This is a genomic window from Pseudomonas sp. BN606 (assembly GCF_029873115.1).
Classification (GTDB): Bacteria; Pseudomonadota; Gammaproteobacteria; order Pseudomonadales; family Pseudomonadaceae; genus Metapseudomonas.
Genome location: NZ_SSOF01000077.1, coordinates 162,508 through 189,483, shown reverse-complemented (window position 1 = coordinate 189,483; position 26,976 = coordinate 162,508). Strand labels below are relative to the sequence as shown.

At 63.1% G+C, this 26,976-nt stretch carries 22 protein-coding genes; 9 read left to right on the top strand and 13 right to left on the bottom strand.

Annotation, left to right across the window (positions count from 1 at the left end):
• Positions 1-77: 77 nt before the first annotated feature.
• The 7 genes from hflX to E8E75_RS19790 form a co-directional block, all read right to left on the bottom strand.
• Positions 78-1,379: a ribosome rescue GTPase HflX gene (gene hflX, locus E8E75_RS19820; RefSeq protein WP_153918102.1), complete on the bottom strand. Its 1,302-nt coding sequence runs from the start codon at positions 1,377-1,379 to the stop codon at positions 78-80.
• Between the two features lie 12 nt (positions 1,380-1,391).
• A complete protein-coding gene (gene hfq / locus E8E75_RS19815; RefSeq protein WP_003453015.1) occupies positions 1,392-1,646 on the bottom strand; it encodes an RNA chaperone Hfq in 255 nt (84 codons plus the stop codon).
• Between the two features lie 99 nt (positions 1,647-1,745).
• Positions 1,746-2,720 (bottom strand): tRNA (adenosine(37)-N6)-dimethylallyltransferase MiaA, encoded by a 975-nt coding sequence (miaA, locus tag E8E75_RS19810; protein ID WP_153918104.1) that lies wholly within the window; start codon positions 2,718-2,720, stop codon positions 1,746-1,748.
• A 2-nt stretch (positions 2,721-2,722) separates the two neighbouring features.
• Positions 2,723-4,600, bottom strand: coding sequence for a DNA mismatch repair endonuclease MutL (gene mutL, locus E8E75_RS19805; protein ID WP_153918106.1), 1,878 nt, complete (start codon positions 4,598-4,600; stop codon positions 2,723-2,725).
• Positions 4,597-6,033, bottom strand: coding sequence for an N-acetylmuramoyl-L-alanine amidase (locus E8E75_RS19800; protein ID WP_153918230.1), 1,437 nt, complete (start codon positions 6,031-6,033; stop codon positions 4,597-4,599). The genes mutL and E8E75_RS19800 overlap by 4 nt, the downstream gene beginning before the upstream one ends.
• A gap of 8 nt (positions 6,034-6,041) precedes the next feature.
• Positions 6,042-6,509: a tRNA (adenosine(37)-N6)-threonylcarbamoyltransferase complex ATPase subunit type 1 TsaE gene (gene tsaE, locus E8E75_RS19795; RefSeq protein WP_120654238.1), complete on the bottom strand. Its 468-nt coding sequence runs from the start codon at positions 6,507-6,509 to the stop codon at positions 6,042-6,044.
• The gene (locus E8E75_RS19790; RefSeq protein ID WP_120654237.1) at positions 6,497-7,996 is read right to left on the bottom strand and encodes an NAD(P)H-hydrate dehydratase; all 1,500 of its coding nucleotides are present in this window, start codon (positions 7,994-7,996) and stop codon (positions 6,497-6,499) included. The genes tsaE and E8E75_RS19790 overlap by 13 nt, the downstream gene beginning before the upstream one ends.
• 68 nt (positions 7,997-8,064) lie before the next feature.
• On the opposite strand from E8E75_RS19790, the gene queG reads away from it, so the two are divergent.
• Positions 8,065-9,135: a tRNA epoxyqueuosine(34) reductase QueG gene (gene queG, locus E8E75_RS19785; protein WP_153918108.1), complete on the top strand. Its 1,071-nt coding sequence runs from the start codon at positions 8,065-8,067 to the stop codon at positions 9,133-9,135.
• Position 9,136: 1 nt separating this feature from the next.
• On the opposite strand, the gene orn is transcribed toward queG, so the two are convergent.
• Positions 9,137-9,679 (bottom strand): oligoribonuclease, encoded by a 543-nt coding sequence (gene orn, locus E8E75_RS19780; RefSeq protein ID WP_120654235.1) that lies wholly within the window; start codon positions 9,677-9,679, stop codon positions 9,137-9,139.
• 95 nt (positions 9,680-9,774) lie between these two features.
• On the opposite strand from orn, the gene rsgA reads away from it, so the two are divergent.
• Positions 9,775-10,806: a small ribosomal subunit biogenesis GTPase RsgA gene (gene rsgA / locus E8E75_RS19775; protein WP_153918110.1), complete on the top strand. Its 1,032-nt coding sequence runs from the start codon at positions 9,775-9,777 to the stop codon at positions 10,804-10,806.
• A 64-nt stretch (positions 10,807-10,870) separates the two neighbouring features.
• Here rsgA and motB read toward each other — a convergent pair whose 3' ends face one another.
• Together motB and motA are read right to left on the bottom strand one after the other, a co-directional pair.
• Complete coding sequence (gene motB, locus E8E75_RS19770) at positions 10,871-11,920, bottom strand: flagellar motor protein MotB (protein ID WP_120654233.1); 1,050 nt, start codon at positions 11,918-11,920, stop codon at positions 10,871-10,873.
• 10 nt (positions 11,921-11,930) lie between these two features.
• Positions 11,931-12,782, bottom strand: a complete 852-nt coding sequence (motA, locus tag E8E75_RS19765; RefSeq protein WP_120654232.1) for a flagellar motor stator protein MotA — start codon at positions 12,780-12,782, stop codon at positions 11,931-11,933.
• Positions 12,783-12,899: 117 nt separating this feature from the next.
• On the opposite strand from motA, the gene E8E75_RS19760 reads away from it, so the two are divergent.
• The 5 genes from E8E75_RS19760 to E8E75_RS19740 all read left to right on the top strand — a co-directional run bounded on the left by E8E75_RS19760 (position 12,900) and on the right by E8E75_RS19740 (position 20,315).
• Positions 12,900-14,423, top strand: coding sequence for an HDOD domain-containing protein (locus E8E75_RS19760; protein ID WP_153918112.1), 1,524 nt, complete (start codon positions 12,900-12,902; stop codon positions 14,421-14,423).
• A 45-nt stretch (positions 14,424-14,468) separates the two neighbouring features.
• Positions 14,469-15,284, top strand: a complete 816-nt coding sequence (rhdA, locus tag E8E75_RS19755) for a thiosulfate sulfurtransferase (protein ID WP_120654230.1) — start codon at positions 14,469-14,471, stop codon at positions 15,282-15,284.
• Between the two features lie 22 nt (positions 15,285-15,306).
• Positions 15,307-16,170, top strand: coding sequence for an archaetidylserine decarboxylase (gene asd / locus E8E75_RS19750; protein ID WP_120654229.1), 864 nt, complete (start codon positions 15,307-15,309; stop codon positions 16,168-16,170).
• Between the two features lie 189 nt (positions 16,171-16,359).
• A complete protein-coding gene (locus tag E8E75_RS19745; protein ID WP_153918114.1) occupies positions 16,360-18,186 on the top strand; it encodes a molecular chaperone in 1,827 nt (608 codons plus the stop codon).
• 59 nt (positions 18,187-18,245) lie between these two features.
• Positions 18,246-20,315, top strand: a complete 2,070-nt coding sequence (locus E8E75_RS19740) for an EAL domain-containing protein (protein WP_153918116.1) — start codon at positions 18,246-18,248, stop codon at positions 20,313-20,315.
• A gap of 55 nt (positions 20,316-20,370) precedes the next feature.
• Here the strand turns inward: E8E75_RS19740 and serB are convergent, their stop codons facing one another.
• Positions 20,371-21,585, bottom strand: coding sequence for a phosphoserine phosphatase SerB (serB, locus tag E8E75_RS19735; protein WP_120654226.1), 1,215 nt, complete (start codon positions 21,583-21,585; stop codon positions 20,371-20,373).
• Between the two features lie 136 nt (positions 21,586-21,721).
• Here serB and E8E75_RS19730 point away from each other — a divergent pair, with 136 nt between their 5' ends.
• Both E8E75_RS19730 and E8E75_RS19725 read left to right on the top strand, forming a co-directional pair.
• Positions 21,722-23,242, top strand: a complete 1,521-nt coding sequence (locus tag E8E75_RS19730; protein ID WP_120654225.1) for an AhpA/YtjB family protein — start codon at positions 21,722-21,724, stop codon at positions 23,240-23,242.
• Between the two features lie 21 nt (positions 23,243-23,263).
• The gene (locus tag E8E75_RS19725) at positions 23,264-23,818 is read left to right on the top strand and encodes a metal-dependent hydrolase (protein ID WP_153918118.1); all 555 of its coding nucleotides are present in this window, start codon (positions 23,264-23,266) and stop codon (positions 23,816-23,818) included.
• Between the two features lie 38 nt (positions 23,819-23,856).
• Here the strand turns inward: E8E75_RS19725 and E8E75_RS19720 are convergent, their stop codons facing one another.
• Entirely contained in the window at positions 23,857-24,570 is a 714-nt protein-coding gene (locus tag E8E75_RS19720) for an ABC-type transport auxiliary lipoprotein family protein (RefSeq protein WP_120655338.1), read from the bottom strand.
• A 140-nt stretch (positions 24,571-24,710) separates the two neighbouring features.
• Positions 24,711-26,969, bottom strand: a complete 2,259-nt coding sequence (gene parC / locus E8E75_RS19715; RefSeq protein ID WP_153918120.1) for a DNA topoisomerase IV subunit A — start codon at positions 26,967-26,969, stop codon at positions 24,711-24,713.
• Positions 26,970-26,976: the final 7 nt, after the last annotated feature.

Sequence of the window (26,976 nt, the reverse complement as noted above, 5' to 3'; positions counted from 1 at the left end):
AAGCAAAGACGCGCCCACGGCGCGCCCGCCCATGCTACCCAAGCCCGAGGCCCGCCGCAAAACCACCTCAGCGGGCTTTATTGCAAAGTGTGTTGCTCAAGAAACTCGTTCGGCTGCCAGCCTTCCCGACTGACCAGTCGATTCAGTTCAACGCGCGGAAGACGCACTGCGAGAAGAGCGTCCCCAGCCTCATTGTGCTCCTCGGTCTGCACCGCACCCAAGGCGAAGAACTGCGCCCGCAACCGACCAAAACGCTGTGGCAGACGCAGGGTACCGACGAAGAGGTCGTCGCCCAGCAACTCTGCCACCGCCTGTTCCAGCAACTCGAGGCCACTACCATCGCGCGCCGACAGCCAAACCCGCTCGGGCTTGCCGTCCTCGTCGCGCTGGATATGCGGCTCGACGTTCACCAGCAGGTCGACCTTGTTGTAGACCTCCAACATAGGCAGGCCTTCGGCACCGATTTCACCCAGCACTGCCAACACCTGCTCGATCTGCGACATGCGCTCCGGCTCGTGAGCATCGATAACATGCAGCAGGAGATCGGAGTTGGACGATTCTTCTAGGGTAGCCCGGAAGGCTTCCACCAGCTTGTGCGGCAGGTGACGGATGAATCCGACCGTGTCGGCCAGAACGATCGGCCCTAGGTCATCCAGCTCAAGCCGACGCAGGGTCGGGTCGAGGGTCGCGAACAACTGGTCGGCCGCGTAGACCTCGGAAGCGGTCAGCGAATTGAATAACGTGGACTTGCCGGCGTTCGTGTAGCCAACCAGGGACACCGATGGAATATCCGCGCGCCTGCGCCCCCGCCGGGCCTGTTCGCGCTGGCTGCGTACCTTTTCAAGGCGCTGCTTGATCTGGCGAATGCGCACACGCAGCAGACGACGGTCGGTTTCCAGCTGGGTTTCACCCGGACCACGCAGACCGATACCGCCTTTCTGGCGTTCAAGGTGAGTCCAGCCGCGCACCAGGCGGGTACTCATGTGCTCAAGCTGGGCCAGTTCGACTTGCAGCTTGCCTTCATGGGTACGGGCACGTTGGGCGAAGATATCGAGAATCAGACCGGTACGGTCGAGGACCCGACATTCAAAAGCGCGCTCAAGATTGCGCTCCTGACTGGGCGTAAGGGTGTGATTGAAAATGACCAGTTCAGCTTTCTCGGCCTTGACCAGGTCATGCAACTCATCGACCTTGCCGCTGCCGATCAGATACTTGGCCGTTGGCTGGTGACGGGAAACAGAGACGAAAGCCACTGTATCCGCACCGGCCGAACGAGCAAGTTCCAGGAATTCCTGCGGGTCTTCGCGCGCCTCGGGATCTTGGCCTTCCAGATGAACCAGGATGGCTCGCTCACCACCACCAGGGCGTTCGAAAAACAAAGCAGTCTCCTATCAGGCGTTACCCGGCTCAGGCTGCTCTTGCTCGGAAGCGCTGGGCAGACGTACTGGGCGGCTCGGTACCACAGTGGAAATGGCGTGCTTGTAGACCATTTGGCTGACAGTGTTCTTCAGCAGAATCACGAACTGGTCGAAGGATTCGATCTGGCCCTGCAGCTTGATGCCATTCACCAGATAGATGGAAACCGGTACGCGCTCCTTACGCAGGGTATTGAGGTAAGGGTCTTGTAGCGAATGCCCTTTTGACATGTGCCGCACTCCTTTAGGGAAAAATTTTTAGTTTTCAAATGACAAGAAAAATGACTGGTCCCGCCCTACCCCCAAGGATAGACGGTAACCGGCGAGGTCTCAGTTCAATATGGAGACCGACTTCAGGTATTTCAAGGTGCGCGGCAGATTGTCGCAAGCCAGACTGTCCAACCAGAACAGATCGGACCAACTACGCAACCAGGTGAACTGTCGTTTGGCGAGTTGGCGGGTAGCAATGATGCCGCGCTCTTCCATCTCGCTCCAGGTCAGCGCGCCATCCAGATAATCCCAGGCCTGGCGATAACCAACCGCTCTTATAGACGGTAGCCCTGCATGCAAGTCACTTCTGCAGCGCAGCGCTTCGACCTCTTCGATGAACCCCTGTTCCAGCATCAGGCGAAATCGTTGCGCAATTCTTTCGTGCAACACCTGACGCTGTGCCGGCGCAATAGCCAAGTGCGCGACAGTATACGGCAAATGTGCCGTTCCTGGCGCGTTCCCGGCCGTATTTTGCGCAGCCTGCTGCTGTCGGTGGGCGGTCATGGTGAGCCCGCTGACCTTGTAGACTTCAAGCGCCCTGGTCAATCGCTGGGGATCGTTGGGATGGATACGAGCTGCGGACTCCGGGTCGACCTCCGCCAGTTCCCGATGCAGCGCATCCCAACCATCGCGGGCGGCACGAGCCTCCAGCTCGGCGCGCACATCTGGATCGGCGCTGGGCATGTCCGCCAAACCCTCCAGCAACGCCTTGTAATACAGCATGGTCCCACCCACCAGCAGTGGAATCCGTCCCCTGGCCGTAATTTCTGCCATTGCAGAGAGGGCATCGCTGCAGAACTCCGCAGCCGAGTAACTCTCGACTGGGTCGCGGATATCGATGAGGCGATGGGGAAACTCGGCCAGGGTCGCCTTGTCCGGCTTGGCGGTACCGATATCCATGCCGCGATAGATCAATGCCGAATCGACGCTGATCAGCTCGCAAGGCAGGGTTCGCGCCAGCTCAAGGGCGAGGTCGGTCTTGCCAGCGGCCGTGGGGCCCATGAGGAAAATTGCCGGCGGCAGTCTTTCAGCCATGCTCAACGACCACGAAGGAACAGCTTGTCCAGATCATCCATACCCAATTGCGTCCAGGTCGGACGCCCATGGTTGCACTGGCCGCTGCGCTCCGTGTGCTCCATATCGCGCAGCAAGGCATTCATTTCCGGCTGAGTCAGGCGACGATTCGCGCGTACAGCTCCGTGGCACGCCATGGTGCCCAGCAGCTCGTTAAGGTGCGCCTGAATGCGGTCGCTCGTACCGTACTCGAGCAGATCGGAGAGCACATCTCGCACCAGTTGGGAGGCTTCTGCCTGCTTCAGCAGGGCCGGTATTTGGCGGATGGCCAAGGTTTCCGGACCAAGACGCTGCAGCTCGAAGCCAAGACGACGGAACCACTCGCCATGCTCTTCGGCGCAGTCCGCCTCACGTTGGCTGACCGCAATGGATTCCGGCACCAATAGCGGCTGCCCCTTGAGCCCTTCACTGGCCATGGCCACCTTCAGGCGCTCATAGGTAATGCGCTCATGGGCCGCATGCATATCCACCAGGACCAACCCCTGGGCGTTCTCCGCAAGGATGTATATACCCTTGAGCTGCGCCAGGGCATAGCCCAGAGGCGGAACATCACCTTGGGTTTCGGGCAGCGCAGCTGGTGTGGAAACCGTCGACAGAGGTGCGAAGAACTCACGGTAGGCACCCTGGGCCTCTGCAATCGGCATGGATGGCTGAGGACGCGGTGCCTGGTAGCCACCGGAGGGCGGGCTCCAGACCTGTTCGGCTGACGGCCGCTCCAGCACGTTGGCCGCCAGGCTCATCTCGCCCTGCGGACCGAACTCGCCCGCTGCAAGACCACTCGGACGCACTACTGCGTCGGTGGCGGCTGGTGCCGCAAGCTGGTCTTCCGGACGCACTTCGCCCAGAGCACGGTGCAAGGTGCCGTAGAGGAAGTCATGGACCATTCGGCCGTCACGGAAGCGCACTTCGTGCTTGGTCGGGTGCACATTGACATCGACCACGGCCGGATCGACTTCGAAGAACAGCACGAAGGTCGGATGCCGGCCGTTGTAGAGGACGTCCCGGTACGCCTGGCGTACCGCGTGGGCCACCAGCTTGTCGCGCACCATACGGCCATTCACATAGAAGTACTGCAGATCGGCCTGACTGCGGGAGAAGGTGGGCAGGCCTACCCAACCCCAGAGATGCAGGCCGTTGCGCTCGATCTCGATGGGCAGCGCCTGCTCCAGAAAGGCAGGACCGCAGACCGTTGCGACCCGGCGGGCGCGAGCGACGGCGTCGCGCGCCTCGTGGAGAGCGAAGATGGTCTTGCCGTTGTGCCGCAAATGGAAAGCCACATCGAAGCGAGCCAGAGCCAGGCGCTTGATGACTTCCTGCAGGTGGTCGAACTCTGTTTTCTCGGCACGCAGGAACTTGCGCCGCGCCGGGGTATTGAAGAACAGGTCGCGAACTTCCACCGAGGTACCCACCGGATGCGCAGCAGGCTGGACCCGGGCCTCCATGTCGCGCCCCTCGGCTTCTACCTGCCAGGCCTGGTCGGCATCGGCGGTACGAGATGTCATGGTCAGCCGTGCAACGGAACTGATCGAAGCCAGTGCTTCGCCACGGAACCCCAGGCTCATCACCCGCTCCAGGTCCTCCAGGTCGCGAATCTTGCTGGTGGCGTGGCGCGCCAACGCCAGGGGCAGGTCGTCCGCTGGAATGCCACCACCATCATCACGCACCCGCAGCAGCTTGATCCCGCCCTGTTCCACCTCGACATCGATACGCCGGGCGCCAGCATCCAGGCTGTTCTCCAGAAGTTCCTTGATGACGGAAGCGGGACGCTCGACTACCTCGCCGGCGGCGATCTGGTTCGCCAGCCGCGGGCTCAGCAGCTGGATGCGCGGCAGATCACTCATGGCTGTGCCGCCAGAGTCGCGGCAGGGATGTTCAGGGTCTGACCGACCTTGATGTTGTCGCTGGACAGCGAGTTGGCCTTGCGCAGGGCGGCCATGCTCACCTCGTAACGTTGCGCAATCAGCGCCAGGCTCTCGCCGGAGGTGACGACATGCTCGCGCGGGCCGATGGCGATCTTGCCCTGATCACGCAGCCAGGCGATGTAGGTACCGGGCGGCGGATTCTGCTGGAAGAACTGCTTCACGCCGGTCTTTATCGAGCGAGCAAGCGCCTGCTGGTGGCTCGGCGATGCCAGCTTCTGGGATTCGTTGTGATTGGAGATGAAACCAGTTTCCACGAGGATCGATGGAATGTCTGGCGATTTCAGCACCATGAACCCCGCCTGTTCCACCCGACGCTTGTGCAGCGAAGTGACCTGGCCGACGTTGGACAGCACCTTCTGCCCGACATTGAGGCTGGAAGACATGGTTGCCGTCATCGACAGGTCCAGCAGAACGCCGGCAAGCATGCGGTCCTTGTCGTCGAGGCTGACACTGCCCACGCCTCCGATCAGGTCGGAGCGGTTTTCGTTATCGGCCAGCCAGCGCGCGGTTTCCGAGGTGGCGCCACGGTCCGACAGGGCAAATACCGAGGCGCCAAAGGCACTGCGACTGGGGGCGGCGTCGGCATGGATGGAGACGAACAGGTCAGCGCCTTTCTTGCGGGCGATCTCCGTACGTTTACGCAGCGGGATGAAGTAGTCGCCGGTGCGCACCAGTTCGGCACGGAAGCCTTTCTCCTGGCTGATCTGGCGCTGCAGCTCCTTGGCGATCGCCAGAGTCACGTTCTTCTCGTGCTGGCCCTTGGGTCCGAGGGCACCCGGGTCTTCCCCGCCGTGGCCGGCGTCGATCGCGACCACGATGTCGCGCTTGCCACCGGGCACCGGCGGCAATTTGCTGGGTGCCGGCTGGGTAGGCGTCACTGGCGGTTGCGGCGTGCTCGGCGCGGTGGCCACTTCAGGTGAAACGGCCTCGTTGGCGGCGGCTTCCGGATCGAACAGGTCCACCACCAGGCGGTTGCCGTACTGCTGGTTGGGTGCCAGGGAGAAGCTTTTCGGCGTAACAGCGGCCGATACGTCGATCACCACCCGCAGATCGGTCGGGGTGCGCTGGGCAGAGCGAACGCTGGTAATCGGCGTATTGCTAAGGGACAACTGCTCCAGTTTGGTAGCCAGCTGAGCCCCATTGATATCAATGACGATGCGGTTGGGGGCCGTCAGGGTGAATACGGAATGCTGCACCGGTCCGGACAGATCGAAGACCAGGCGGGTATTGTCAGGCGCGCGCCAAAGCCGCACCCCGCGGACCTCCGCGGCAGCCAGGACATCAGCGGCGAACGCCGCAAGCAGAACCCCAATCCCGGCAAACAGTGCGCGCGAGCGCATACCCCACCCCATCTTTGTTTTCATGCTCCCAAGGCCAGGGCGGCACACCATGCTTCGCCACGCTCGGTATGTGGCGAAAAACGCAGCGAACGGCCGCCCGCTTGCGGCGTAATGTTAATGTCCAGGTCGGCCTTTGGCAAAATGCCGGCGCCCCGCTGGGGCCACTCGATCAGGCACAAGGCGTCGCCTTCGAAGTAGTCGCGGATACCCAGAAACTCCAGTTCTTCAGGGTCCGCCAGGCGATATAGATCGAAATGGAAGGCCCGCTTTTCGCCTATTTCATATGGTTCGACCAGGGTGAAAGTGGGACTTTTCACCGCACCGGCATGGCCCAACCCCCGCAGGAGCCCGCGAGATAGTGTGGTCTTGCCCGCTCCCAGATCCCCATGCAGGTAAAGAATGCCGTGCCCTTCGGTCAGGTTCGCCAGACGGGCACCGAGGGCCAGCATGGCTTCCTCGCCCTCGGCATAAAGGATCACTTCAGGCACGGTGCAAACTCCTCGAGCAACTGACGAATGGTTGGAATCAGATCACTAGCAGCGAGCCCCCGGCCTGCCCGGGCCAGATTCTCGCCCGCATTGGCATGCAGCCAGACAGCAAGACAAGTGGCGGCATAGCCGTCCATACCTTGGGCCAACAGGGCGCCGGTCAGCCCAGCGAGCACATCGCCAAGCCCCGCCCCAGCCATCACCGGATGGCCGCGATCACAGAGTGCGAGGCGACCATCAGGGGTCGCCACAAGACTGCCAGCGCCCTTGAGCAGGACGACGGCCTTGTACTTTTGCGCCAGCGCCAGGGCCGCGCGCGGTCGATCAGCCTGCACCTCGCCGGTCGTAATACCCAGCAGGCGTGCGGCCTCGCCCGGATGCGGCGTGATCACCCCATCTGCAGGCAATTGCGTTTGATTACTGGCTAGCAGGTTGAGCGCATCGGCGTCCCAGACCTGAGGAACATTCAGACCAGCCACGGCGCTGATCAGGCTGCGCCCCCAGGCGCCCTGCCCCAGCCCGGGCCCCACTACCAGTACATCGGCCTTTTCTGCCAGGGCCAGCAACTGATTGGCCGAGCTAACCCCGGCACACATCACTTCCGGACGCCGCGCCAACGCCGCGGCAACATGCTCAGGACGGGTTGCCAGCGACACCAGCCCGGCCCCACTGCGCAGCGCACTCTCCGCCGAGAGCAATGCTGCGCCACCGAGGCCACGATCACCCCCCACCACCAACAAATGTCCAAGCTGCCCCTTGTGTGCAGTGCGCGACCTTGGAGCCAGGCGCTGGAGACTGCCTGCCGCCATGCGCTCGGCGACTCGAGGTGTTGCAGCGACCAGAGCAGGTTCGGCCTGCAAGTCATCGAACACCAACTCCCCCACTTGATTCGGCGCATCGGCGGTGAAAAGGCCGAGCTTGAGCCCGATAAAGGTCACGGTCAGGTCCGCGCGTACCGCGACGCCCAGCACACGACCAGTATCAGCACAGAGGCCGGATGGAATATCCACAGCCAGCACCGGGAGGCCACTGGCGTTGAGCAGGCGGATGGCCTGCGCGTAGGGCTCGCGCACAGTGCCGGCAAGGCCAGTACCCAATAGTGCGTCGACTACGACGCCTTCAAGCGCTGCGCATTCGCTCCAAGGCTGGACGACTACACCGGCGGCAATGGCTTCATCCCGCGCCAATGCGGCATCACCAGCCAACGCATCGGCAGCACCTACAGCCAGCACCTTCACCCGCCAGCCGGCGCGCAGAGCCAAGGCAGCTACCAGGTATCCATCGCCAGCGTTATTGCCGCGCCCGGCCAGCACGCTGAGGCCGCCCGCCCCCGGCCAGCGCCGGCGCAGGGCGCGCCAAGTTGCATGGGCGGCACGCTGCATCAGCTCGAAACCCGGGGTGCCAGCCTCGATCAGGCGAGCGTCGAGATCGCGCACCTGGGCGGCGCAATGGAGTGAAAGTGGCAGGTCGTCGCGAGAAGAGAGCATCGGATTCGGTTACGGCTGCGAGGTCTGGCAGAATTATATCCACCTCTACACCGGTTTCCCGCCCCAGCATGACCCTTTCCACGCAAGATCTCGCCTCTCTCGCTCAATCCATCAAGGAATGGGGCCGAGAACTGGGCTTCCAGCAGGTGGGCATCACTGGCGTGGAACTCGGCGAACATGAAAACCATCTGCGACGGTGGCTGGACGCTGGCTACCACGGCGAGATGGACTATATGGCCGCCCACGGCAGTAAGCGTTCGCATCCTGACGAACTGGTGCCAGGTACCTTGCGCGTGATTTCCCTGCGCATGGATTACCTGCCCGGCGACACGCGCATGGCCAAGGTGCTGGGTCAGCCGGAAAAGGCTTATGTGTCGCGCTATGCCCTGGGGCGTGATTACCACAAACTGATCCGCAAGCGCCTTCAGCACTTGGCCGAGCGCATCGAGACGACCATAGGCCCGCTCAGTTACCGCGCCTTCGTCGATAGCGCACCGGTGCTTGAAAAGGCCATTGCCGAGCAGGCCGGCCTGGGCTGGATCGGTAAGAACACCTTGGTGCTCAACCGCAAGGCCGGCAGCTATTTCTTCCTCGGCGAACTGTTCATCGACGCGCCCCTTCCGGTGGACGAACCGCACGGCAGCGAGCATTGCGGCCGCTGTTCAGCCTGCCTGGATATCTGCCCTACCGCCGCGTTCGCAGGCCCATACCAGCTGGATGCGCGGCGCTGCATCTCTTACCTGACCATCGAATACAAAGGCAGCATTCCTGAAGACTTGCGTCCGCTGATCGGCAATCGGGTGTTCGGCTGCGACGATTGCCAGATGGTCTGCCCCTGGAACCGCTTCGCCCGCCCGTCCGACGAAGGCGATTTCCAACCGCGCCATGGCCTGGACAACGCCGAACTGGCAGAGCTGTTCCGCTGGAGCGAGGAAGAATTCCTGAGTCGCACCGAAGGTTCGCCACTGCGCCGCGCCGGCTATGAGCGCTGGCTACGCAACCTGGCGGTGGGATTGGGCAATGCCCCTTCGAGCATTCCGGTGCTGGAGGCGCTGAACCTGCGCCGCGAGTATCCGTCGGCACTGGTTCGAGAGCATGTGGAGTGGGCGCTTGCCCGACATAAGGCAAGCGCGGCCTGAATCAGATCTTGAAGAAATGCTCGCGGTAGTGCTGAAGCTCCGCGATCGAGTCGCGGATATCATCCAGCGCCAGGTGACTGCTGCTCTTCTTCACCCCGTCACGCACCTTTGGCGACCAGCGCGCGGCCAGTTCCTTGACGGTGGAAACATCCAGGTTGCGGTAGTGGAAGTAGGCTTCCAGCTGCGGCATGTGACGATAGAGGAAGCGGCGATCCTGGCAGATGCTGTTGCCGCAGATCGGCGATTTACCCTTGGGCACCCACTGATCGAGGAAGGCCAGGGTCTGCGCCTCGGCTTCCGCCATGCTGATACGGCTCTCGCGCACGCGCTGGGTCAGGCCGCTCTGGCCATGCTGGCGGGTATTCCACTCATCCATGCCGGCAAGGATCTCATCGCTCTGATGGATCGCGATGGTCGGGCCCTCGGCCAGCACGTTCAGCTCGCTATCAGTCACGATGGTGGCCATCTCGATAATGACGTCCGTATCAGGGTTCAGGCCGGTCATTTCCAGATCGATCCAGATCAGGTTCAGGGCATTCTGCATATTCGGTCTCCAAGGCGAAGCGCGCATTCTAGCTTAGAGCCTGCGGATACGGGCCGCGTGCTAAACTCGCGCGGTTTTTTCCAAGCGGAACCACCATGGCCAAACGCCAACTTACCCGCCGGCAGAGCTGGCGCATCGAGAAAGTTCAAGAGGAACGCGCTGCTCGCGCAGCCAAGCGGGAGACGCGCGCGCTCGAAGAACTCGAGGGTGGCGACCTTGGCCCCGAGCAGACAGGCCTGGTGATCGCCCACTTCGGCGTCCAGGTGGAGGTCGAAGCACTGGAAGGCGAGCAGGCCGGCGAAGTGGTGCGCTGCCACCTGCGCGCCAACCTGCCGACGCTGGTCACCGGCGACCGAGTCGTCTGGCGCCACGGCAACCAGGGCAGCGGCGTGATCGTCGCCCAGCTGCCGCGCCGCTCGGAACTTTGCCGGCCGGACATGCGTGGTGTACTGAAGCCGGTGGCGGCCAACGTCGACCAGATCGTCATCGTCTTCGCCCCGCTCCCGCATCCGCACGCCAACCTGATCGACCGCTACCTGATCGCCGCCGAGCACGCGGGCATCCATCCACTGCTGCTGCTGAACAAGGCCGACCTGGTGGACGATGAAAACAGCGCCATGCTGGACGACCTGCTCGGGGTCTATCGCCAACTGGGTTACCCGCTACTGGAGGTGTCGGCTCGCGAAGGCGGCGGCATGGAAGACTTGATGACCCGCCTCGATGGGCACATCAGCGTGTTCGTCGGCCAGTCCGGCGTAGGCAAGTCGTCACTGGTCAACAGCCTGCTGCCGGGCGTGGATACCCGCGTCGGCGCGCTCTCCGAACTCACAGGCAAGGGTACTCACACCACCACCACCGCGCGCCTGTTCCACTTCCCGGGCGGAGGCGAGCTGATCGACTCCCCCGGCATCCGCGAGTTTGGCCTGGGACATGTCAGCCGTGGCGACGTCGAGGCTGGTTTCATCGAGTTCAACGAGCTGCTTGGTACCTGCCGCTTCCGCGACTGCAAGCACGACCGGGAACCCGGCTGTGCCTTGCTGAAGGCCCTGGAAGATGGCCGCGTGCATCCGCAGCGAATGGCCAGTTACCGGCACATCCTCTCCGGCCTGCCCAGGGACGAGTACTGAGTCGGCAGACATCCGCCCCCAAAAAAGGCCACGCATTGCGTGGCCTTTTTACTTCATGGATGGGTCACTGCCCCTTGGGCTCGTCCATCTTCAACACGCCATTTTCGAAGATGTTCAGCTTTTCCCGTAGCTCACGCGGTTGGGCGGGCACTGCCGGATCATTCACCGGTGCCTCCGGCGCGACGCTTCCGCTGGCTGGCGGCTGGGGCTGCGACTGCGGTTCTTCAGGCTTGGCAGCATCACCCTGCTCACCCTCGATGGCGCGCTGGGCCTTCTTGGTCAGGACGATGATGTCGATGCGGCGGTTGACCGGGTTGAACGGGTCCTTGCGGTCGAACAGCGCCGACGAGGCATAGCCCACCACCCGCGCAACCTGCTCTTCCGGATAGCCGCCAGCGATCAGGGTCCGTCGCGCGGCGTTGGCGCGACCGGCGGAAAGCTCCCAGTTGCCGAACTCGCCATCCCCCGCATAGGGCTTGGCGTCGGTATGGCCGCTGATGCTGATCTTGTTCGGTACCGCCTTGATGGTCTCGGCGAGGATCAGCAGGATGTCTTCGAAATAAGGCTGCAGGCGCGCGCTGCCGAGGTCGAACATGGGCCGGTTGGCGGCGTCCATGATCTGGATACGCAGACCATCCTGGGTGATCTCGAAGAGGATCTGGTCCTTGAACTTGCGTAGCTCGGGGTTCTCTTCGACCTTGTTCTGCAGCTCCTGCAGCAGCAACTCCAGGCGCTCCCGCTCGATCTGATCGGCAAGGGTCTCCACTTTGCTGGCATCCACGGGCGCCTTGTCGGAGGAGTCGACCGCCGACTCCTGAGAGTCCGGAGCGTCCTTCAGTTCAGGATTGAGCGTGCGATCAGGTGCAGGCGTCGGCGTCCCGCCCAGGTCGATGACATAGGGGCTGGCGCTCTCTGAGAAGCCGATAGGGTCCTTGAAGTAGCCGGAAATGGCTTTCTTCTGTTCCGGAGTCGCCGAAGACATCAGCCATAGCACCAGGAAGAAGGCCATCATCGCGGTGGCGAAGTCGGCGAAGGCGATCTTCCATGCGCCGCCGTGGTGCCCGGCAGCGTAGCGCTTGACGCGCTTGACGATGATCGGCTGATTGTTCTCCATGACTCAGCCTTCAGCTGCCACGTACGGCCTGCTCCAGCTCGCTGAAGCTCGGGCGGTGAGCCGGGAACAAGGTCTTGCGGCCGAATTCCACCGCCAGGGACGGCGGCATGCCGGAGGCCGAGGCGACCAGGCAGGCCTTGATGGACTCGAACACGTTCAATTCCTCGCGAGCGTCATGCTCCAGGGACACCGCCAGCGGTCCGAAGAAGCCGTAAGCCGCGAGAATACCAAGGAAGGTACCTACCAGCGCCGCGCCCACGTGCTGGCCAAGGGCTGCCTGCTCGGCCTCGCCCAGCATGGCCATGGTCACCACGATGCCGAGTACCGCCGCTACGATACCGAAGCCCGGCAGGCCATCGGCAATGCGGTTGACCGCGTGAGCCGGGTGTTCCAGCTCTTCCTTCAAACTGGCCAGCTCCATGTCGAACAGGCCTTCCAGCTCATGAGGCGCCATGTTGCCGGAGGACATGATGCGCAGGTAGTCGCAGATGTAGGCAGTCATCCGCTCATCCTTGAGGATACCGGGATACTTGCTGAAGATCGGACTGGCGGCCGCGTCTTCGATATCGGCCTCGATGGCCATCATCCCCTCGCGACGGCTCTTGTTGAGGATTTCGTAGAGCAGGCGCAGCACCTCGAGGTAGAAACCGTGAGTGAAGCGCGTGCCGAACATCTTCAGCGACTTCTTGAACACGATCATTGTCGTGCTGCCAGGGTTGGCCTGCAGGAAGGCGCCCAACGCAGCACCGCCGATGATCATTACCTCGAAAGGCTGGATCAGTGCGGCGAGTTTGCCGTGTGACAGGAGGTATCCACCGAGCACACTGGCGAATACGACGATGATGCCGATGATTTTTGCCATAGGAAGGAAGCTTGAAGAGTCAGTAGAAAGGGTTATGAAAAGAGACCCTTCTAATTATCGGAAAATATGCGCCAGACTATAGCCTGTTCAGGCGAAAAGCCAGATTGGCGGCCCCCTATGTCAACCGCAAAGCCCATGCCACGCAGCCTCGAAGGCTGGATCAAGCACCTCGACGGGGTGCGCCTGCCCGTTCCCGCTGCCGCCCATGAGAAAGTTCGCCGGGCCCTGGGGGACAACCGCCGCTCCCTGCGCGACATCTCCGACCTCACCCAGGACAGCCCCGCCCTGGCCCTCAGCCTGCTGCGCGAGGCCAACGCCAGCGGCAGTATGCTGAGCAGCCCTGCGGAAAGCCTGGAAGTGGCCCTGAGCCGCCTCGGCCTGAAGCGTGCGGAAGTGCTGCTCAATCGCTTGCCAGCTGTACCTGAGGATGAAATTCCCCACGGTCTGCGTCAGCTGCAACTGATCAGCCAGCATGCCGCCCAGCAGGCGAACGGCCTGTTCGCCGCCCGCCTGGCCCGTCTCTGGCAGGAAATCCACTGGTGCAGCCTGCTGTTCCTTTCTCCCCTGTGGCCGTTGCTGGCCAGCCACCCTGAGCTCTTCGACATCTGGGAAAGACGCGTGCTGGGCGAAGGCGAGCCGGCCATCAAAGTCGAGCGCGAACTGCTCGGCGTGCCACTGCTCCGCCTCTGCCATGGCCTGGCCACGCACTGGAGACTGCCCGACTGGATCGTCCAGGGCTATCGCCTGCTGAGCGACGATCGCCGCTTGCTGGTTCAGGCCTTGCACATCGCCCGCGACAACGAGCACCCACTGCACCAGCAGCAACAGCTGGACAGCAATCCCGCCCTGGCTCGTTGGCTGACCCAGCCGGGCAACTCCGTGCTGCTGGCCAACGGCCTGGCGATTTCCGCCCATGCTGGCTGGGGCGACGGGCACAGCCTGCGCTGGCAGCGTCTCACCGGCCTATTCATGAAGATGCCCCTCGACGAACTGCAACAGCAGGTCCACCAACACGCAGCGCAGAGCGGACGCCTGCATGCACGCACCGATCTCTGGCACCCCGCCGAAGCGCTGCTCTGGCCCTGGAACGAGCATCGACTGAGACGCGAACCCGCCGCCGTACCAACCCCCACCAGCGCGGCCCTGAAAGACTGGCGCCGGTACTGCGGTGAACTGCTTCGCGAGCCCAGCCCCTTCACCAATGTCGTGCAACTCTCCGCATGCGCCCGGGACGCCTTGGAAAGCAGCGGCATGCGCCGTGTCTTGCTGCTGTTGGCTGACCGTAACCACAGCCGTCTACTTGCCCAGCAGCAAGCGGGACTGCCAAAAGAGGCCAACGGCTTACAGCTGGACCCCGGCCAGAGCCAGTTGCTGCGGCGCTTGCTCGCGCAACCCGGTCAGCTGCGCCTGGGGCCTGACAACATGGCGCAATTCTCCGCACTTCTGCCCGGCCAGCTGAAAAGCCTGTTTCCGGGGCACCATCTGCTGTTGCGCTCCATCGCGGTGAACGGCCGGGTGGCCATGCTGGTGGTGGCTGACCAGAACGGAGCCCCCTTCGCCGAGCTCAGCCTGCGCGCCTTCGCCAAGACCGCCCAGTGCATCGAGCGCGCCCTCGCCAGCTTCGCCAGCCGCGGCCGCTAGGCTTTCCTATACAATCTGCCACTTTGTCCATTCATGGAGGCTTACATGTCCGCCTTCTCCAACCTGCCGCTGGTGATCGAGCCCGCCGAACTGGCTCCCCTGCTGAATGCTGGCGAGTTGATCCTGGTCGACCTCACCAGCGCAGCCCGTTATGCCGCAGGCCATATCCCGGGCGCCCGTTTCGTTGACCCGAAACGCACCCAGCTGGGCCAACCACCCGCGCCTGGCCTGCTGCCGGCCAAGGCTGACCTCGAAGCACTGTTCGGCGAACTGGGCCACCGCGCCGATGCCACCTACGTGGTCTACGACGACGAGGGCGGCGGCTGGGCCGGCCGCTTCATCTGGCTGCTGGATGTCATCGGCCACCACCGCTACCACTACCTGGATGGCGGCCTGCATGCCTGGCTGGCCGAGAGCCGTGAAACATCGGACACCGTTCCTGCAGCAGCTGGCGGCCCGATCGCCCTGACCCTGCATGACGCGCCCACCGCCACCCGGGAATACCTGCAAGGCCGACTTGGCGCCGCCGACCTGGCAATCTGGGACGCTCGTGGTCCTAGCGAGTACAACGGCACCAAGGTGCTCGCCGCCAAGGGCGGGCATATCCCCGGCGCGGTCAACTTCGAGTGGACCGCCGGCATGGACCCTGCTCGCGCCATGCGCATTCGCACCGACATGGCCGAGATCCTCCAGTCCCTGGGCATCACCCCGGACAAGGAAATCATCACTCACTGCCAGACGCACCACCGCTCGGGCTTCACCTATCTGGTCGCCAAGGCCCTGGGCTACCCGCGCGTGAAAGGCTATGCCGGCTCGTGGTCCGAATGGGGCAACCATCCGGACACCCCGGTCGAGCTCTAAAGCTCCCCATCAAGGAAAACCAATGAAAGAACGCCTCTTCATCATCAGTCAGTACCTGCTGCCGCATCACCTGATTTCGCGCCTGGCAGGCTGCATCGCCGAGTGCCGCGCGCCCTGGTTCAAGAACGCCTTCACTGCCTGGTTCGCCAAGCGCTACCAGGTGAACATGGGCGAAGCGCTGGTCGAGGACCTCACCGCCTACCAGCACTTCAACGACTTCTTTACCCGCGCGCTGAAGCCTGGCGCCCGGCCGCTGGACGAGAGCCCCGGCGCCATCCTCTGCCCGGCCGACGGCGCCATCAGCCAGATCGGCCCGATCGAGCACGGCCGCTGCTTCCAGGCAAAAGGCCACAGTTTCAGCGTGCTCGAACTGCTGGGCGGCGACGCTGATCGCGCAGCACCCTTCATGGGAGGCGAATTCGCCACCGTGTACCTGTCGCCCAAGGACTACCACCGTGTGCATGCGCCGCTGGGCGGAACCCTGCGAGAAATGGTCTATGTGCCTGGCCGCCTGTTCTCGGTGAACCAGAGCACCGCCGAAAACGTGCCCGAACTGTTCGCCCGCAACGAGCGTGTCGTGTGCATCTTCGACACTGAGCGCGGCCCCATGGCCGTGGTGCTGGTGGGAGCGATGATCGTCGCCTCGATCGAGACCACCTGGGCCGGTCTGGTCACGCCGCCCAAGCGCGAACTGAAAACTTTCAGCTACGACGAAGCCACACGCGCACCCATCACGCTGGAGAAGGGTGACGAAGTCGGTCGCTTCAAGCTGGGCTCCACCGCCATCGTCCTGTTCGGTCCGGACCAGGTGCGCTGGGCCGAGAGCGCCTGGCCCGGCAGCCAGGTACGCATGGGTCAGTTGCTGGCAACGCCGAAGAGCGCCTGACCTGGTACTCATCCCGGCCGAACCGCTGTGTTCGGTCGGGGTCGGATCAAGAAAGCGGCACACTTCCGCAGGAATCTGCCAACGCCTCTACACCCCTGCCATAGATAGGCTGCGACCGGGTAAAGATGCTGATAGAGTGCTGAGATTCAACCTCATCCCCAGTACGAGAATTCGGAGAAACCGATCCGGATGGAGCACCAGAGCCCTCACCTGCTGTTGCGCGTACCAGCGCCTAGCAAACAGAGCCTGTCCTTCTGCGATGCCACCCCTCGTGAGCTGAAACGCTGGATCTCCCACCTACCCAAGGCCAACCTCGGCGAAACCGCTCGCCAGCTTTACCAGGCCCTGGTGGAACTCAACCAACTGGTCACTCCGACTGAGAACCGCCTGCAACTGCTGGAACTGATGCGCCCTGAGGTGCATTTCGTCTGCCAGCACCTGGAACGGCACTTCCTTGGCCAATCCATCGTTCTGGATGAACGTCCGCGCAAGGTTGCCAACCTCTGCCAGGCCCTGCAGAACCATTTGGCGATCGGTTACAAACTGATCATCGTGCAGGAGTCGCCACGCCCGACCCGCGACCGCGACCGCGCCCAGCTCCTTGCCATCGCCCTGCAACGCGCAGCGCACAGCCTCAACGGGCCCCTGATCCGCTCCAGCCAACTCTATTGCCCGGTCCCCGAAGGCCTCTGGCTGGAACTGCACCAGCTCTACCAGCTGGCTCAAAGCCGTCAGCTCCATCGCGTGACCGTGCGCGACCCGCTCGCCCGCCACACTGAGGGCCTGAGCGTCGAGCAGACCTACCTGGTGGCGCTGCTTCTGGGCTGCGCCCGCTGTAACCAGATGCGCCAGAACGGTATTGCACGCTTGGCGGAAATCCTCGAACCCTGGAGTTCCCTGGTACGACTGCAGTCGGCAGAACTGCCCTCCAGCCTCTTCGCGGTGGCGCCACAGCTCGACGGCCCACCTCGTTACAAGTCGCTTTTCCAGGAAGTCGAGCCGCGTATCCTGCTGGGCCTCGACCCACTACCGCTGGTGGACGCCATCAAGGAATACCTGCAGTTGCCGATCGAGCAGCGCGGCCAGTCGCGCCTGCCGATGGCCGAAGGCTTGACCCTCGACCTCCTGCAGCATGTGAGTTCGGCCTGGGGCGACATTTCCGAAAGAACCTTCCAGCGCAATCCCGGCCAGGGCAGCCTGACCCTGTGCATCGGCATGAGCGCCCTGCACTTCTTCCTCGCGGGTAGCCGCCCCTTCAACGAAGTGCTCAAGCTCACCCAGGAAATCAGCCAACCGGTGTTCGGCGATGCCGGCAACGCCATCGCGAAAGATGTCTGGGCCAACGCCTTCGATGCGCAGCCTACCCAGGGCTGGCAGCCGGGCATGTCACTGGAAGAAATCGAGTACACCAAGCCTGCTACCGAGAGCGGCGCCCCAGCGCCCCAGGCCAGTGCCGCGCCGGAAAGCTATCCAACATTCAATGTCGCCGTGGTCAACCACAGCCCGGGCGGCTACTGCCTGAGCTGGCCAAAGGAAGTACCCAGCCAGCTGCAGGCCGGCGAGCTGCTTGGCGTTCAGGACGCGCCTGGCCAGGGCTGGAGCATTGCCGTCGTGCGCTGGATTCGCCAGGTACGCGGTGGCGGTACGCAGATGGGCATCGAACTGGCGGCACCTCAGGCGCAATCCTGTGGCGTACTGCTGCTGCGTAAGGGCGAGCAGAACAGCCACTACCTGCGAGCCTTGCTGCTCCCAGCCATCGGTGCCATTTCCCGTCCCGCCACACTGATCACCCCGCGGCTACCCTTCCAGGAAGGCAACAAGGTGCAAATCAATCTGCATGGCAATGAGCACCGTGCCATCCTGACTCGGCGCCTCACCAGCACGGGCAGTTTCAACCAATTCGAGTACCGGACTTTCGAGCAGCCAACACCTCCACAAGGGAAACCGGCCGCAGGTTCGGGAAGCCAGCCACAGGGTGGCGAGGAAGATTTTGACTCACTATGGAAGTCACTGTAGATTCCCGGCTCACCACCATTCGTCGCCTATTCGCGCTCGTTCGGCGCTAAGCACAGGCCATGGCCATCGAAAAGAAAACGATCCGTCTGCTGATCCTGGAAGACTCGCAGAACGAAGCCGAGCGCCTGGTCAGCCTGTTCCGCAACTCCGGTCGCGCGACTCGCGTCCATCGCGTCCTTTCCGCCGACGATCTCAATGAGGTCCTGCAGCAGAGTTGGGACCTCCTGATAGCCGCGCCAAGTAGCGAACACCTGAGCCCCGGCGAAGCCCTCGGCAGCATTCGACGCCAGTCCAAGGACATCCCCTTCATCCAGCTGGTGCAGGACAACGACTCCGACCTCATAACCGAAGCACTGGCCCTGGGCGCCCAGGATGCCCTGCCCCAGGGCGAGGATGAGCGGCTGGTGCTGGTGGCCAACCGCGAGCTGGCTAACCTCGAACAACGCCGCGCTCGTCGAGCCGCCGAAGTCAGCCTGCGCGAAGCGGAGAAACGCTGCCAGTTGCTGCTGGACAGTTCGGTCGACGCCATTGCCTACGTGCACGACGGCATGCACATCTATGCCAACCGCGCCTACGTGGAGATGTTCGGCTACGACGATGGTGACGAACTCGAAGGCATGCCGATGATCGATCTGATCGCCGGCGCTGACCAGGCAGGATTCAAGGACTTCCTGAAGAACTACCGCGAAGGCGAAGGCAGCGGAGAGCTCACCTGCAACGGCTGCAAGGTCGATGGGCAGAGCTTCCAGGCACGCATGAACTTCTCTCCCGCCACCTACGATGGCGAGCCCTGTATCCAGGTGGTGATCCGCGCTGAAACCGACAGCAGCGAACTGGAAGAGAAGCTTCGTGAGATCAGTAGCCAGGACCTGGTCACCGGTCTGTTCAACCGCTCGCACTTCAATGAGATGCTCGATATCGCCGCCGAGCGGGCCGTCAAGACCAGTCAGCCATCGAGTCTCGCGTACATCCGAGTTGCTCGTTATTCCAGCCTGCTGGCTGAAATCGGCATCGCCGGAGTCGACCTGCTGCTCACTGACCTCGCCAACCTGCTACGTGCCCACTTCGCCGGCGATGCACAGCTCGCCCGCTACGGCGACGACGTTTTCAGTGTCCTGCAACACGGGATCACGCCCGAACAGGCCGTCGAAGGGCTGCAGGGCTTGCTGAAGAAGATCGACATCCACCTGTTCGACGTCAGCAGCCGAACCGTGCAGCTCAGCCTGTGCATTGGCGTTGCCGGTCTAAGCGAAACCACGCCCAGAGCCCAGGACGTGGTGGATCGCGCCCATCGCTGCGCCGACGAGATGGGCGACGAGAACGGCCTCAAGCTCTACAACCCGGCCGATGAACTCGCTGCGGCGGCCAACCGGGGCAGCCTGGTGGCAATGGTCCAGCAGGCTCTGGAGAACAACAGCTTCCGTCTACTGTTCCAGCCGATCATCAGCCTGCGCGGCGACAGCTTCGAACACTACGAAGTGCTGCTGCGCCTGCTCAGCCCGCAAGGTGAGGAAGTACCGCCGGCCGACTTCCTCGACGCTGCCAAGGACGCTGGTCTCGCCGAGAAGATCGACCGCTGGGTGATCCTCAACTCCATCAAGCTGCTTGCCGAACACCGCACCAAGGGCCACAACACTCGGCTCTTCGTCCACCTGTCAGGCGCCAGCCTGCAGGACCAGACCCTTCTGCCGTGGCTCAGCGTGGCGCTGAAGGCCGCGCGGCTGCCGTCCGACGCCCTGATTTTCCAGTTCAGCGAACCGGACGCCATTGCCTACCTCAAACAAGCCAAGGCGCTGACGCAGGGACTCGCCGAACTGCACTGCCAGGTAGCACTCAGTCAGTTCGGCTGCGCCCTCAACCCGTTCAATACTCTCAAGCACCTCGCCATCGACTTCGTGAAGGTGGACGGTTCCTTTACCCAGGACCTCAGCCGCGCGGAGAACCAGGAAGTCCTCAAGACCCTGCTGGCCAGCCTGCACGCCCAGGCCAAGCTGACCATCGTGCCCTTCGTCGAAACCGCCAGTGTGCTGGCGACCCTCTGGCAGGCCGGCGTCAACTACATCCAGGGCTATTACTTGCAGGGCCCCAGCCAGGCGATGGACTACGACTTCTCATCCGGCGACGAGTAAGCGCCAGTCACGAAGAAGCCGCCCGAAGGCGGCTTTTTCATTTCCAGCTCGACTGTCAGTCCTTGCCGTCGCGGTCGCGGAAGCCGAGCAGATAAAGGATGCCATCGAGGCCAAGGGTGGAGATGGCCTGCTTGGCCGACTGCTTGACCAGTGGTTTGGCACGGAAGGCCACGCCCAGCCCCGCCAGCCCCAGCATCGGCAGGTCGTTGGCACCATCGCCGACGGCAATGGTCTGTTCCAGCCGCAGGCCCTCTTTCTGCGCCAGCTCACGCAGCAGGTCGGCCTTGCGCTGCGCGTCGACGATTGGCTCGATGGCCACGCCGGTCAGCTTGCCATCGACGATCTGAAGTTCGTTGGCGAATACGTAGTCGATGCCCAGCTTTGCTTGCAATTGCTTGGCGAAGTAGCTGAAGCCGCCGGAGAGGATCGCAGTCTTGTAGCCCAGGCGCTTGAGCTCGGCGAAGAGGGTTTCCGCCCCTTCGGTCAACCGCAGGGAAGCGCCGATTTCTTCCAGTACATCCTCGGACAGCCCCTTGAGCAGCCCCAGGCGCTCCTTGAAGCTGGCGCGGAAGTCCAGTTCGCCACGCATCGCACGCTCGGTGATCTCGGCCACTTGATCACCCACACCGGCAGCCTTGGCCAGTTCGTCGATCACCTCGGCTTCGATCAGGGTCGAATCCATGTCGAACACTGCCAGGCGGCGGTTGCGACGGAACAACGAATCGCGCTGGAAAGCGATGTCGACATTCAGCTCCTGGGCCACGCTGAGGAACTCGGCGCGCAGGGCCACCGGGTCCGCCGGTTCACCGCGTACGGAGAACTCGATGCAGCCCTTGCCCTTATCGGCCGGTGTATCCAGCGGCATACGACCCGACAGACGGTCGATATGGTCGATGTTGAGCCCGTACTTGGCAGTTATCGAGCTCACCCGCTGCAGCTGCTCGGCGGTTACCTTGCGGGTCAACAAGGTGACGATGTAGCGGCTCTTGCCCTGGCCATCGACCCACTGCTGGTAATCCGCCTCGGGCACCGGAGTGAAACGCACCTGCTGGTCCAGCTTGTAGGCGGTGAACAGTACATCCTTGAGCACGGCGGAGGCTCCGGCATTGTCCGGAATCTCCACCAGGATTCCGAACGACAGGGTGTCGTGGATCACCGCCTGGCCGATATCCAGGATATTCACGCCGCCCTGGGCCAGAGCACCGGTAATGGCCGCGGTCAGGCCGGGGCGGTCCTCGCCAGTGATGTTGATCAGGACTATTTCGCGCAAGGCGCACCTCACTCAGCGCATGAAAAGGCGCACATTCTACCCACTTTCGCAGCACTCGCAGCATGCCCGGCGCTTTGCCCTGCAAGGGTCGCTCGCTATACTGCGCCACAATTTCGTCCGAGAAGAGCCGCGCTCTGTGAACCGGCCCACGCCTGTCAAACCCGACAACTTCTTCCTGCTGATCTTCCACGCCCTGCGCCAGCGCCGCGTGCCGATCGCCTTGCGCATCGCCAGCCATAGCCTGCTCCTGGTAGCGCTGGCGCTGGTGATCTACGCCTGGGTCATGGGCATGCAGTTCAAGCAGGCCATGCAGCAGCAGGCCGACGCACTGGGCCAGAGCCTGACGGCGCAAACCGCCGCATCTGCCACAGAGCTGTTGGTGTCCAACGACATCCTCAGCCTCAACGTGCTGCTCAGTAACCTGGTGAAGAATCCACTGGTTGCCCACGCGGCCATCTACAGCGTGGATAACCGCATCCTCGCCGAGGCCGGCTCGCGCCCCAAACAGGGCCTGCTGGGAGAAACCGAGGGCCTGTACTCCACGCCCATCACCTTCCAGGAAGTGATCGCCGGCCACCTGCGTCTGAGCCTGGACATGGAGCAGTTCCAGCAGCCCATGACCATCAGCCTGCAGAGCATGGGGCTGCTCAGCCTGATCCTGCTGGCGTTGACCCTGTCCCTGAGCCTGCGCCTCGGCCGCCATATCTCCACGCCGCTGCTGCAACTGCGCGTGTGGCTGCGCGACCCCGACGACCCTGCCCCAGGTGCCGGTCGCCAGGACGAGATCGGTGATCTCGCCCGCCAGTTGCAAGCCCGCCTAGTACCGGAGAAACCGGAGCCCGAGCCGGAGCTGGATCCAATCCCTGAAGAGGACTTCGCCGAAGCAGACGAAGACTATCCGGACGAAGAACAGAACGACGAGGATCAGTTCGAAGTCCGCGACCTACGTGATGACAGCTTCGATGGCGAGGACGAAACGCCGAGCAAGCTGTTCACCCCGGACGACGAGGATCCCTTCGCCGACCTGCGTGAGGAGTTGGCCGAACCGGCCCCGACTCCCGCCCCGGTCATCCAGCAGGAGCCTCAGCACAGTGCAGTCCTGGCCATCCAGCTGGGTGCCCAGGACCAACTGCGCCGCCTGCCGCGCTCGCGATTGATGGACCTGCTACAGCGCTATCGTGACTGCCTCGACCATGCGGCCCGCCTTTATCACGGTCAGTTGCTGACCCTGAACGATGGCAGCAGCCTGATGCTTTTCCACAGCCAGGACGGCGGCGAGGATTACCTCACCCATGCCCTCTGCTGCGGCGAGCTCATGCGTGCCCTGGGTCACGCCCTGCAAATCGAAGTCGCCGACAGCGGCATCACCCTGCAACTGCAACTCGGTCTAACCCTGGGTGATGACCTTTCCGGCCTCGGCCAAGGCGACCTTCTGCTCAACGACACTACCCAAAACGCCCTGGCGCTGAGCCAGCACAGCCGCAACCTGCTGCTGGTGGAGCGCGCCATCGCCGACGACGAACTGGTCCGTCAGCGTGCGCGCATCCGCTCCATCACCAGCCCGGAAGGCGCCTGCTGCGTCGAACGCCTGCTGGAACCCTATCCGTCGCTGCTGGAGCGCCAGTTGGCGCGCATGCACGAAACAGCACGGCACTGACGATCCGGCCAAGGACAGGCCATGACCACGCTGATTACTCATCCCCTGCCCGTGCTGGCCGTTGGCCTTGCCTTGGGCAGACGGATCATTCCGCCCCGGCTACTGATAGCCGGGCTGATCTTCGCCTGCGTCCCGGATGCTGACGTGCTGGCCTTCAAGTTGGGCATCGCCTACGCAGACGCCTTCGGACATCGCGGTTTCAGTCATTCCTTGCTGTTCGCTTCTCTTTGCGGGCTATTCGCCGCAGTCATTTTCCGTGGACTGCAATGCGGGCCAGCCAAGGCAGCACTGTTCATCTTCTTCGCCACCTTCAGCCACAGCCTGCTGGATGCATTGACCGATGGCGGGCTGGGCGTCGCCTGGCTCTGGCCGTGGGACCTGGAGCGTTACTTCCTGCCGTGGCGCCCCATCGAGGTTTCTCCCTTTATCGCTGGCTTCGTTTCCCGGCGAGGGCTCGATGTACTGCAATCCGAGGCTCTTTGGGTGTGGTTACCCTGCGGCGCTCTGGCTATCAGTGGTTTAGCGGTGCGCGGCCTGGTCACGAAATACGGCAAAAAAACTGGCGAACGCCCATGAAAAAGCCCGCATCAACGGGCTTTTTCATAATCCTGAAATCAGAAGCGGAAGACTTCCACGTCCGTGCGCACTGGCGCCGCCATGGGAATCTTCGGCGGCTGCGGTTCCTTGGCCTTGGCCGGGGCCGCTGGGGCTGCGGGCTTGCGCGGCGCCTCGACGACAACCGGCTGGCCTTCAAGGGGTTTCACCGCGGCAGCAAGCTGCTCTGCAAGTTGCTGCAGCAACTTGCTCTGCGCGCGCACCTGATCGGCAGCGGTACCGGCATGGGCCTCTTCGAGGCGCACCAGGCGGCTATCACGCAGTTGACCTGCACGATCCAGCAGGCGCCATTGGGCCTCCAGCACAGCCGGGCGTTGCGGGCCCGAGTCCAGGCGGCTGATGGTCAGCAGAACCTGCACTTCAGGCGTAAAGCCAGGATTGCCGGGCGCCAGCACCAGGCGCTGGCTATCCAGACGCCAGGACAGCTGACGTAGCAGCACCTGATCGATATCCGCTGCCAGGCTGCCGGCCCAGCGGCCATCCGGCGCCGCGGTCAGGCTGCCATCGGGCTGGCGCTGCAGAAGCGTTTCGCGCTGAAGGTAATCGGCCACGGTTACCGGGCCGAGCAGTACTTGCATCCCAGCCTTCTTTGAGGGCACCTCCGGGGTGCCCGCGTCCAGCTGAAACATCGGAATGGAGGGGCTATGCACACAACCAGCAAGGCCAAGGAGGCTCACCAGCATCAAAGCCAGGGGAAAACGCACGGTCATCAATCTCACCCACGGCCGCCTTGTGGGCAGCCTGCAGTCGAATTCATTCGTCCTCGCCACCACCACTGAATGGCGAGGGGACATATCATCCGTCAATGTGACGCAGGACTCCATAGCAACACGTCAATTCGCCGCCGTCAGCGTCAGGCCAGCGGTTCCACCTGCAGCGCATCGACTCGCTGGAAACCACGCGGCAGCTTGTTGCCACGACGTCCGCGCTCACCCTTGTAGTGCTCAAGGTCGTCAGCTTTGAGCGAAAGGGTGCGTTTGCCGGCCTGCAGGACCAGGGTCGCACCAGACGGCAGGACTGCCAGGTCGGTCAGGTACTCCTCGCGGCTGGCGACACGATCTCCCGGGATACCAATGATCTTGTTGCCCTTACCCTTGGCCAGTTGCGGCAGGTCGGCCACCTTGAACAGCAGCAGCCGACCTTCGGTAGTCACCGCTGCCAGCCAGTCATCCTCGACACTCTGTACTGGCCGCGGAGCCACCACCTTGGCGCCATTGGGCAGACTCAGAAGGGCCTTGCCGGCCTTGTTCTTGGCCTGCAGGTCCGCCCCTTTGACCACGAATCCGTAGCCGGCATCCGAGGCGATGACATAGGTGGCGTCGTCCTCTGGGAGCAACACGCAGTCGAAGCTGGCGCCCGGAGGCGGCGTCAGACGACCGGTGAGCGGCTCGCCCTGACCTCGGGCCGAAGGCAGTGAATGGGCCGCCAGCGAGTAGCTGCGCCCGGTGGAGTCGATAAACACCGCGTACTGGTTCGAGCGACCGGGCGCTGCCGCCTTGAAGCCATCACCCGCCTTGTAGGACAGGCCAGTTGCATCGATATCGTGGCCTTTGGCGCAGCGCACCCAGCCCTTTTCGGACAACACGACGGTTACCGGCTCGGTGGGCATCAGCTCGGTTTCAGACAAAGCACGGGCTTCGGCACGGGCGACTATCGGCGAACGACGGTCGTCGCCATAGGTTTCGGCATCCTTGATCAGCTCGTCACGCACCAGTTTCTTCAGCTTGGTATCACTGCCCAGCAGTGCCAGCAGCTTCTTCTGTTCCTTAAGCAGCTCGTCCTGCTCGCCACGGATCTTCATCTCCTCGAGGCGCGCTAGCTGACGCAGACGAGTGTCGAGGATGTAGTCCGCCTGGATTTCGCTGAGTTCGAAACGCGCCATCAGGACCGGCTTGGGCTGGTCCTCGGTACGGATGATGTGAATCACTTCGTCCAGGTTGAGGAAAGCGACCAGCAAGCCGTCCAACAGGTGCAGGCGCTTCTCTACCTTGTCCAGGCGGAACTGCAGGCGGCGACGAACGGTACCGATTCGGTAAGTCAGCCATTCGCTGAGCAGGGTGCGCAGGTCCTTGACCTGGGGCTTGCCGTCCAGACCGATGACGTTGGTGTTGACCCGGTAGCTGGACTCCAGGTCGGTGGTGGCAAACAGATGCTGCATCAGCTCGTCGGCATCCACGCGATTGGAGCGCGGGATGATGACGATGCGGGTGGGGTTCTCGTGATCCGATTCGTCACGCAGGTCGGCCACCATCGGCAGCTTCTTGGCCTGCATCTGGCCGGCGATCTGCTCCAGCACCTTGGAACCGGAGACCTGGTGCGGCAGAGCGGTGACGACGATGTCGCCGTCCTCAACACGGTATACGGCACGCATGCGCACCGAGCCGCGACCTGACTCGTAGATCTTCAGCAGTTCGGCGCGCGGGGTGATGACTTCGGCTTCGGTGGGGAAGTCCGGACCGAGGATGTGTTCGCAGAGCTGCTCCACGGTGGCGTTCGGCTCATCCAGCAGGCGCACGCAGGCAGCGGCCACTTCCCGCAGGTTGTGCGGCGGTACGTCGGTAGCCATGCCCACGGCGATGCCGGTGGTGCCGTTCAGCAGCAAGTTGGGCAGGCGCGCCGGCAGGGTCGCCGGCTCGTTCAGGGTACCGTCGAAGTTCGGTACCCAGTCCACAGTGCCCTGGCCCAGCTCGGTCAACAACACTTCCGAGTAGCGCGACAGGCGCGCCTCGGTGTAACGCATGGCAGCGAATGACTTGGGATCGTCCGGCGCACCCCAGTTGCCCTGGCCGTCGACCAGGGTGTAGCGGTAGCTGAAAGGCTGGGCCATCAGCACCATGGCCTCGTAGCAGGCGGAGTCGCCATGGGGGTGGAACTTGCCGAGCACGTCGCCGACGGTACGCGCCGACTTCTTGTGCTTGGAGTCGGCGTCCAGGCCCAACTCGCTCATGGCGTAGATGATGCGACGCTGTACGGGCTTCAGACCGTCGCCAATATGCGGCAGGGCGCGGTCCATGATCACGTACATGGAGTAGTTGAGGTAGGCCTGTTCGGTGAAGTCGGCCAAGGAGCGGCGCTCAACGCCTTCCAGGCTCAGATCGAGGGATTCGCTCATGCGTGCC

Excerpts from the sequence above, each read along its gene's own strand:
- motB (WP_120654233.1), bottom strand. The coding sequence starts at position 11,920 with ATGGAGAACAATCAGCCGATCATCGTCAAGCGCGTCAAGCGCTACGCT.
- E8E75_RS19800 (WP_153918230.1), bottom strand. The coding sequence starts at position 6,033 with ATGGGGTGGGGTATGCGCTCGCGCGCACTGTTTGCCGGGATTGGGGTT.
- parC (WP_153918120.1), bottom strand. The coding sequence starts at position 26,969 with ATGAGCGAATCCCTCGATCTGAGCCTGGAAGGCGTTGAGCGCCGCTCC.
- rsgA (WP_153918110.1), top strand. The coding sequence starts at position 9,775 with ATGGCCAAACGCCAACTTACCCGCCGGCAGAGCTGGCGCATCGAGAAA.
- E8E75_RS19760 (WP_153918112.1), top strand. The coding sequence starts at position 12,900 with ATGTCAACCGCAAAGCCCATGCCACGCAGCCTCGAAGGCTGGATCAAG.
- E8E75_RS19790 (WP_120654237.1), bottom strand. The coding sequence starts at position 7,996 with ATGCTCTCTTCTCGCGACGACCTGCCACTTTCACTCCATTGCGCCGCC.
- E8E75_RS19745 (WP_153918114.1), top strand. The coding sequence starts at position 16,360 with ATGGAGCACCAGAGCCCTCACCTGCTGTTGCGCGTACCAGCGCCTAGC.
- motA (WP_120654232.1), bottom strand. The coding sequence starts at position 12,782 with ATGGCAAAAATCATCGGCATCATCGTCGTATTCGCCAGTGTGCTCGGT.
- queG (WP_153918108.1), top strand. The coding sequence starts at position 8,065 with ATGACCCTTTCCACGCAAGATCTCGCCTCTCTCGCTCAATCCATCAAG.
- mutL (WP_153918106.1), bottom strand. The coding sequence starts at position 4,600 with ATGAGTGATCTGCCGCGCATCCAGCTGCTGAGCCCGCGGCTGGCGAAC.
- orn (WP_120654235.1), bottom strand. The coding sequence starts at position 9,679 with ATGCAGAATGCCCTGAACCTGATCTGGATCGATCTGGAAATGACCGGC.
- hfq (WP_003453015.1), bottom strand. The coding sequence starts at position 1,646 with ATGTCAAAAGGGCATTCGCTACAAGACCCTTACCTCAATACCCTGCGT.
- asd (WP_120654229.1), top strand. The coding sequence starts at position 15,307 with ATGAAAGAACGCCTCTTCATCATCAGTCAGTACCTGCTGCCGCATCAC.
- E8E75_RS19725 (WP_153918118.1), top strand. The coding sequence starts at position 23,264 with ATGACCACGCTGATTACTCATCCCCTGCCCGTGCTGGCCGTTGGCCTT.
- rhdA (WP_120654230.1), top strand. The coding sequence starts at position 14,469 with ATGTCCGCCTTCTCCAACCTGCCGCTGGTGATCGAGCCCGCCGAACTG.
- miaA (WP_153918104.1), bottom strand. The coding sequence starts at position 2,720 with ATGGCTGAAAGACTGCCGCCGGCAATTTTCCTCATGGGCCCCACGGCC.
- E8E75_RS19740 (WP_153918116.1), top strand. The coding sequence starts at position 18,246 with ATGGCCATCGAAAAGAAAACGATCCGTCTGCTGATCCTGGAAGACTCG.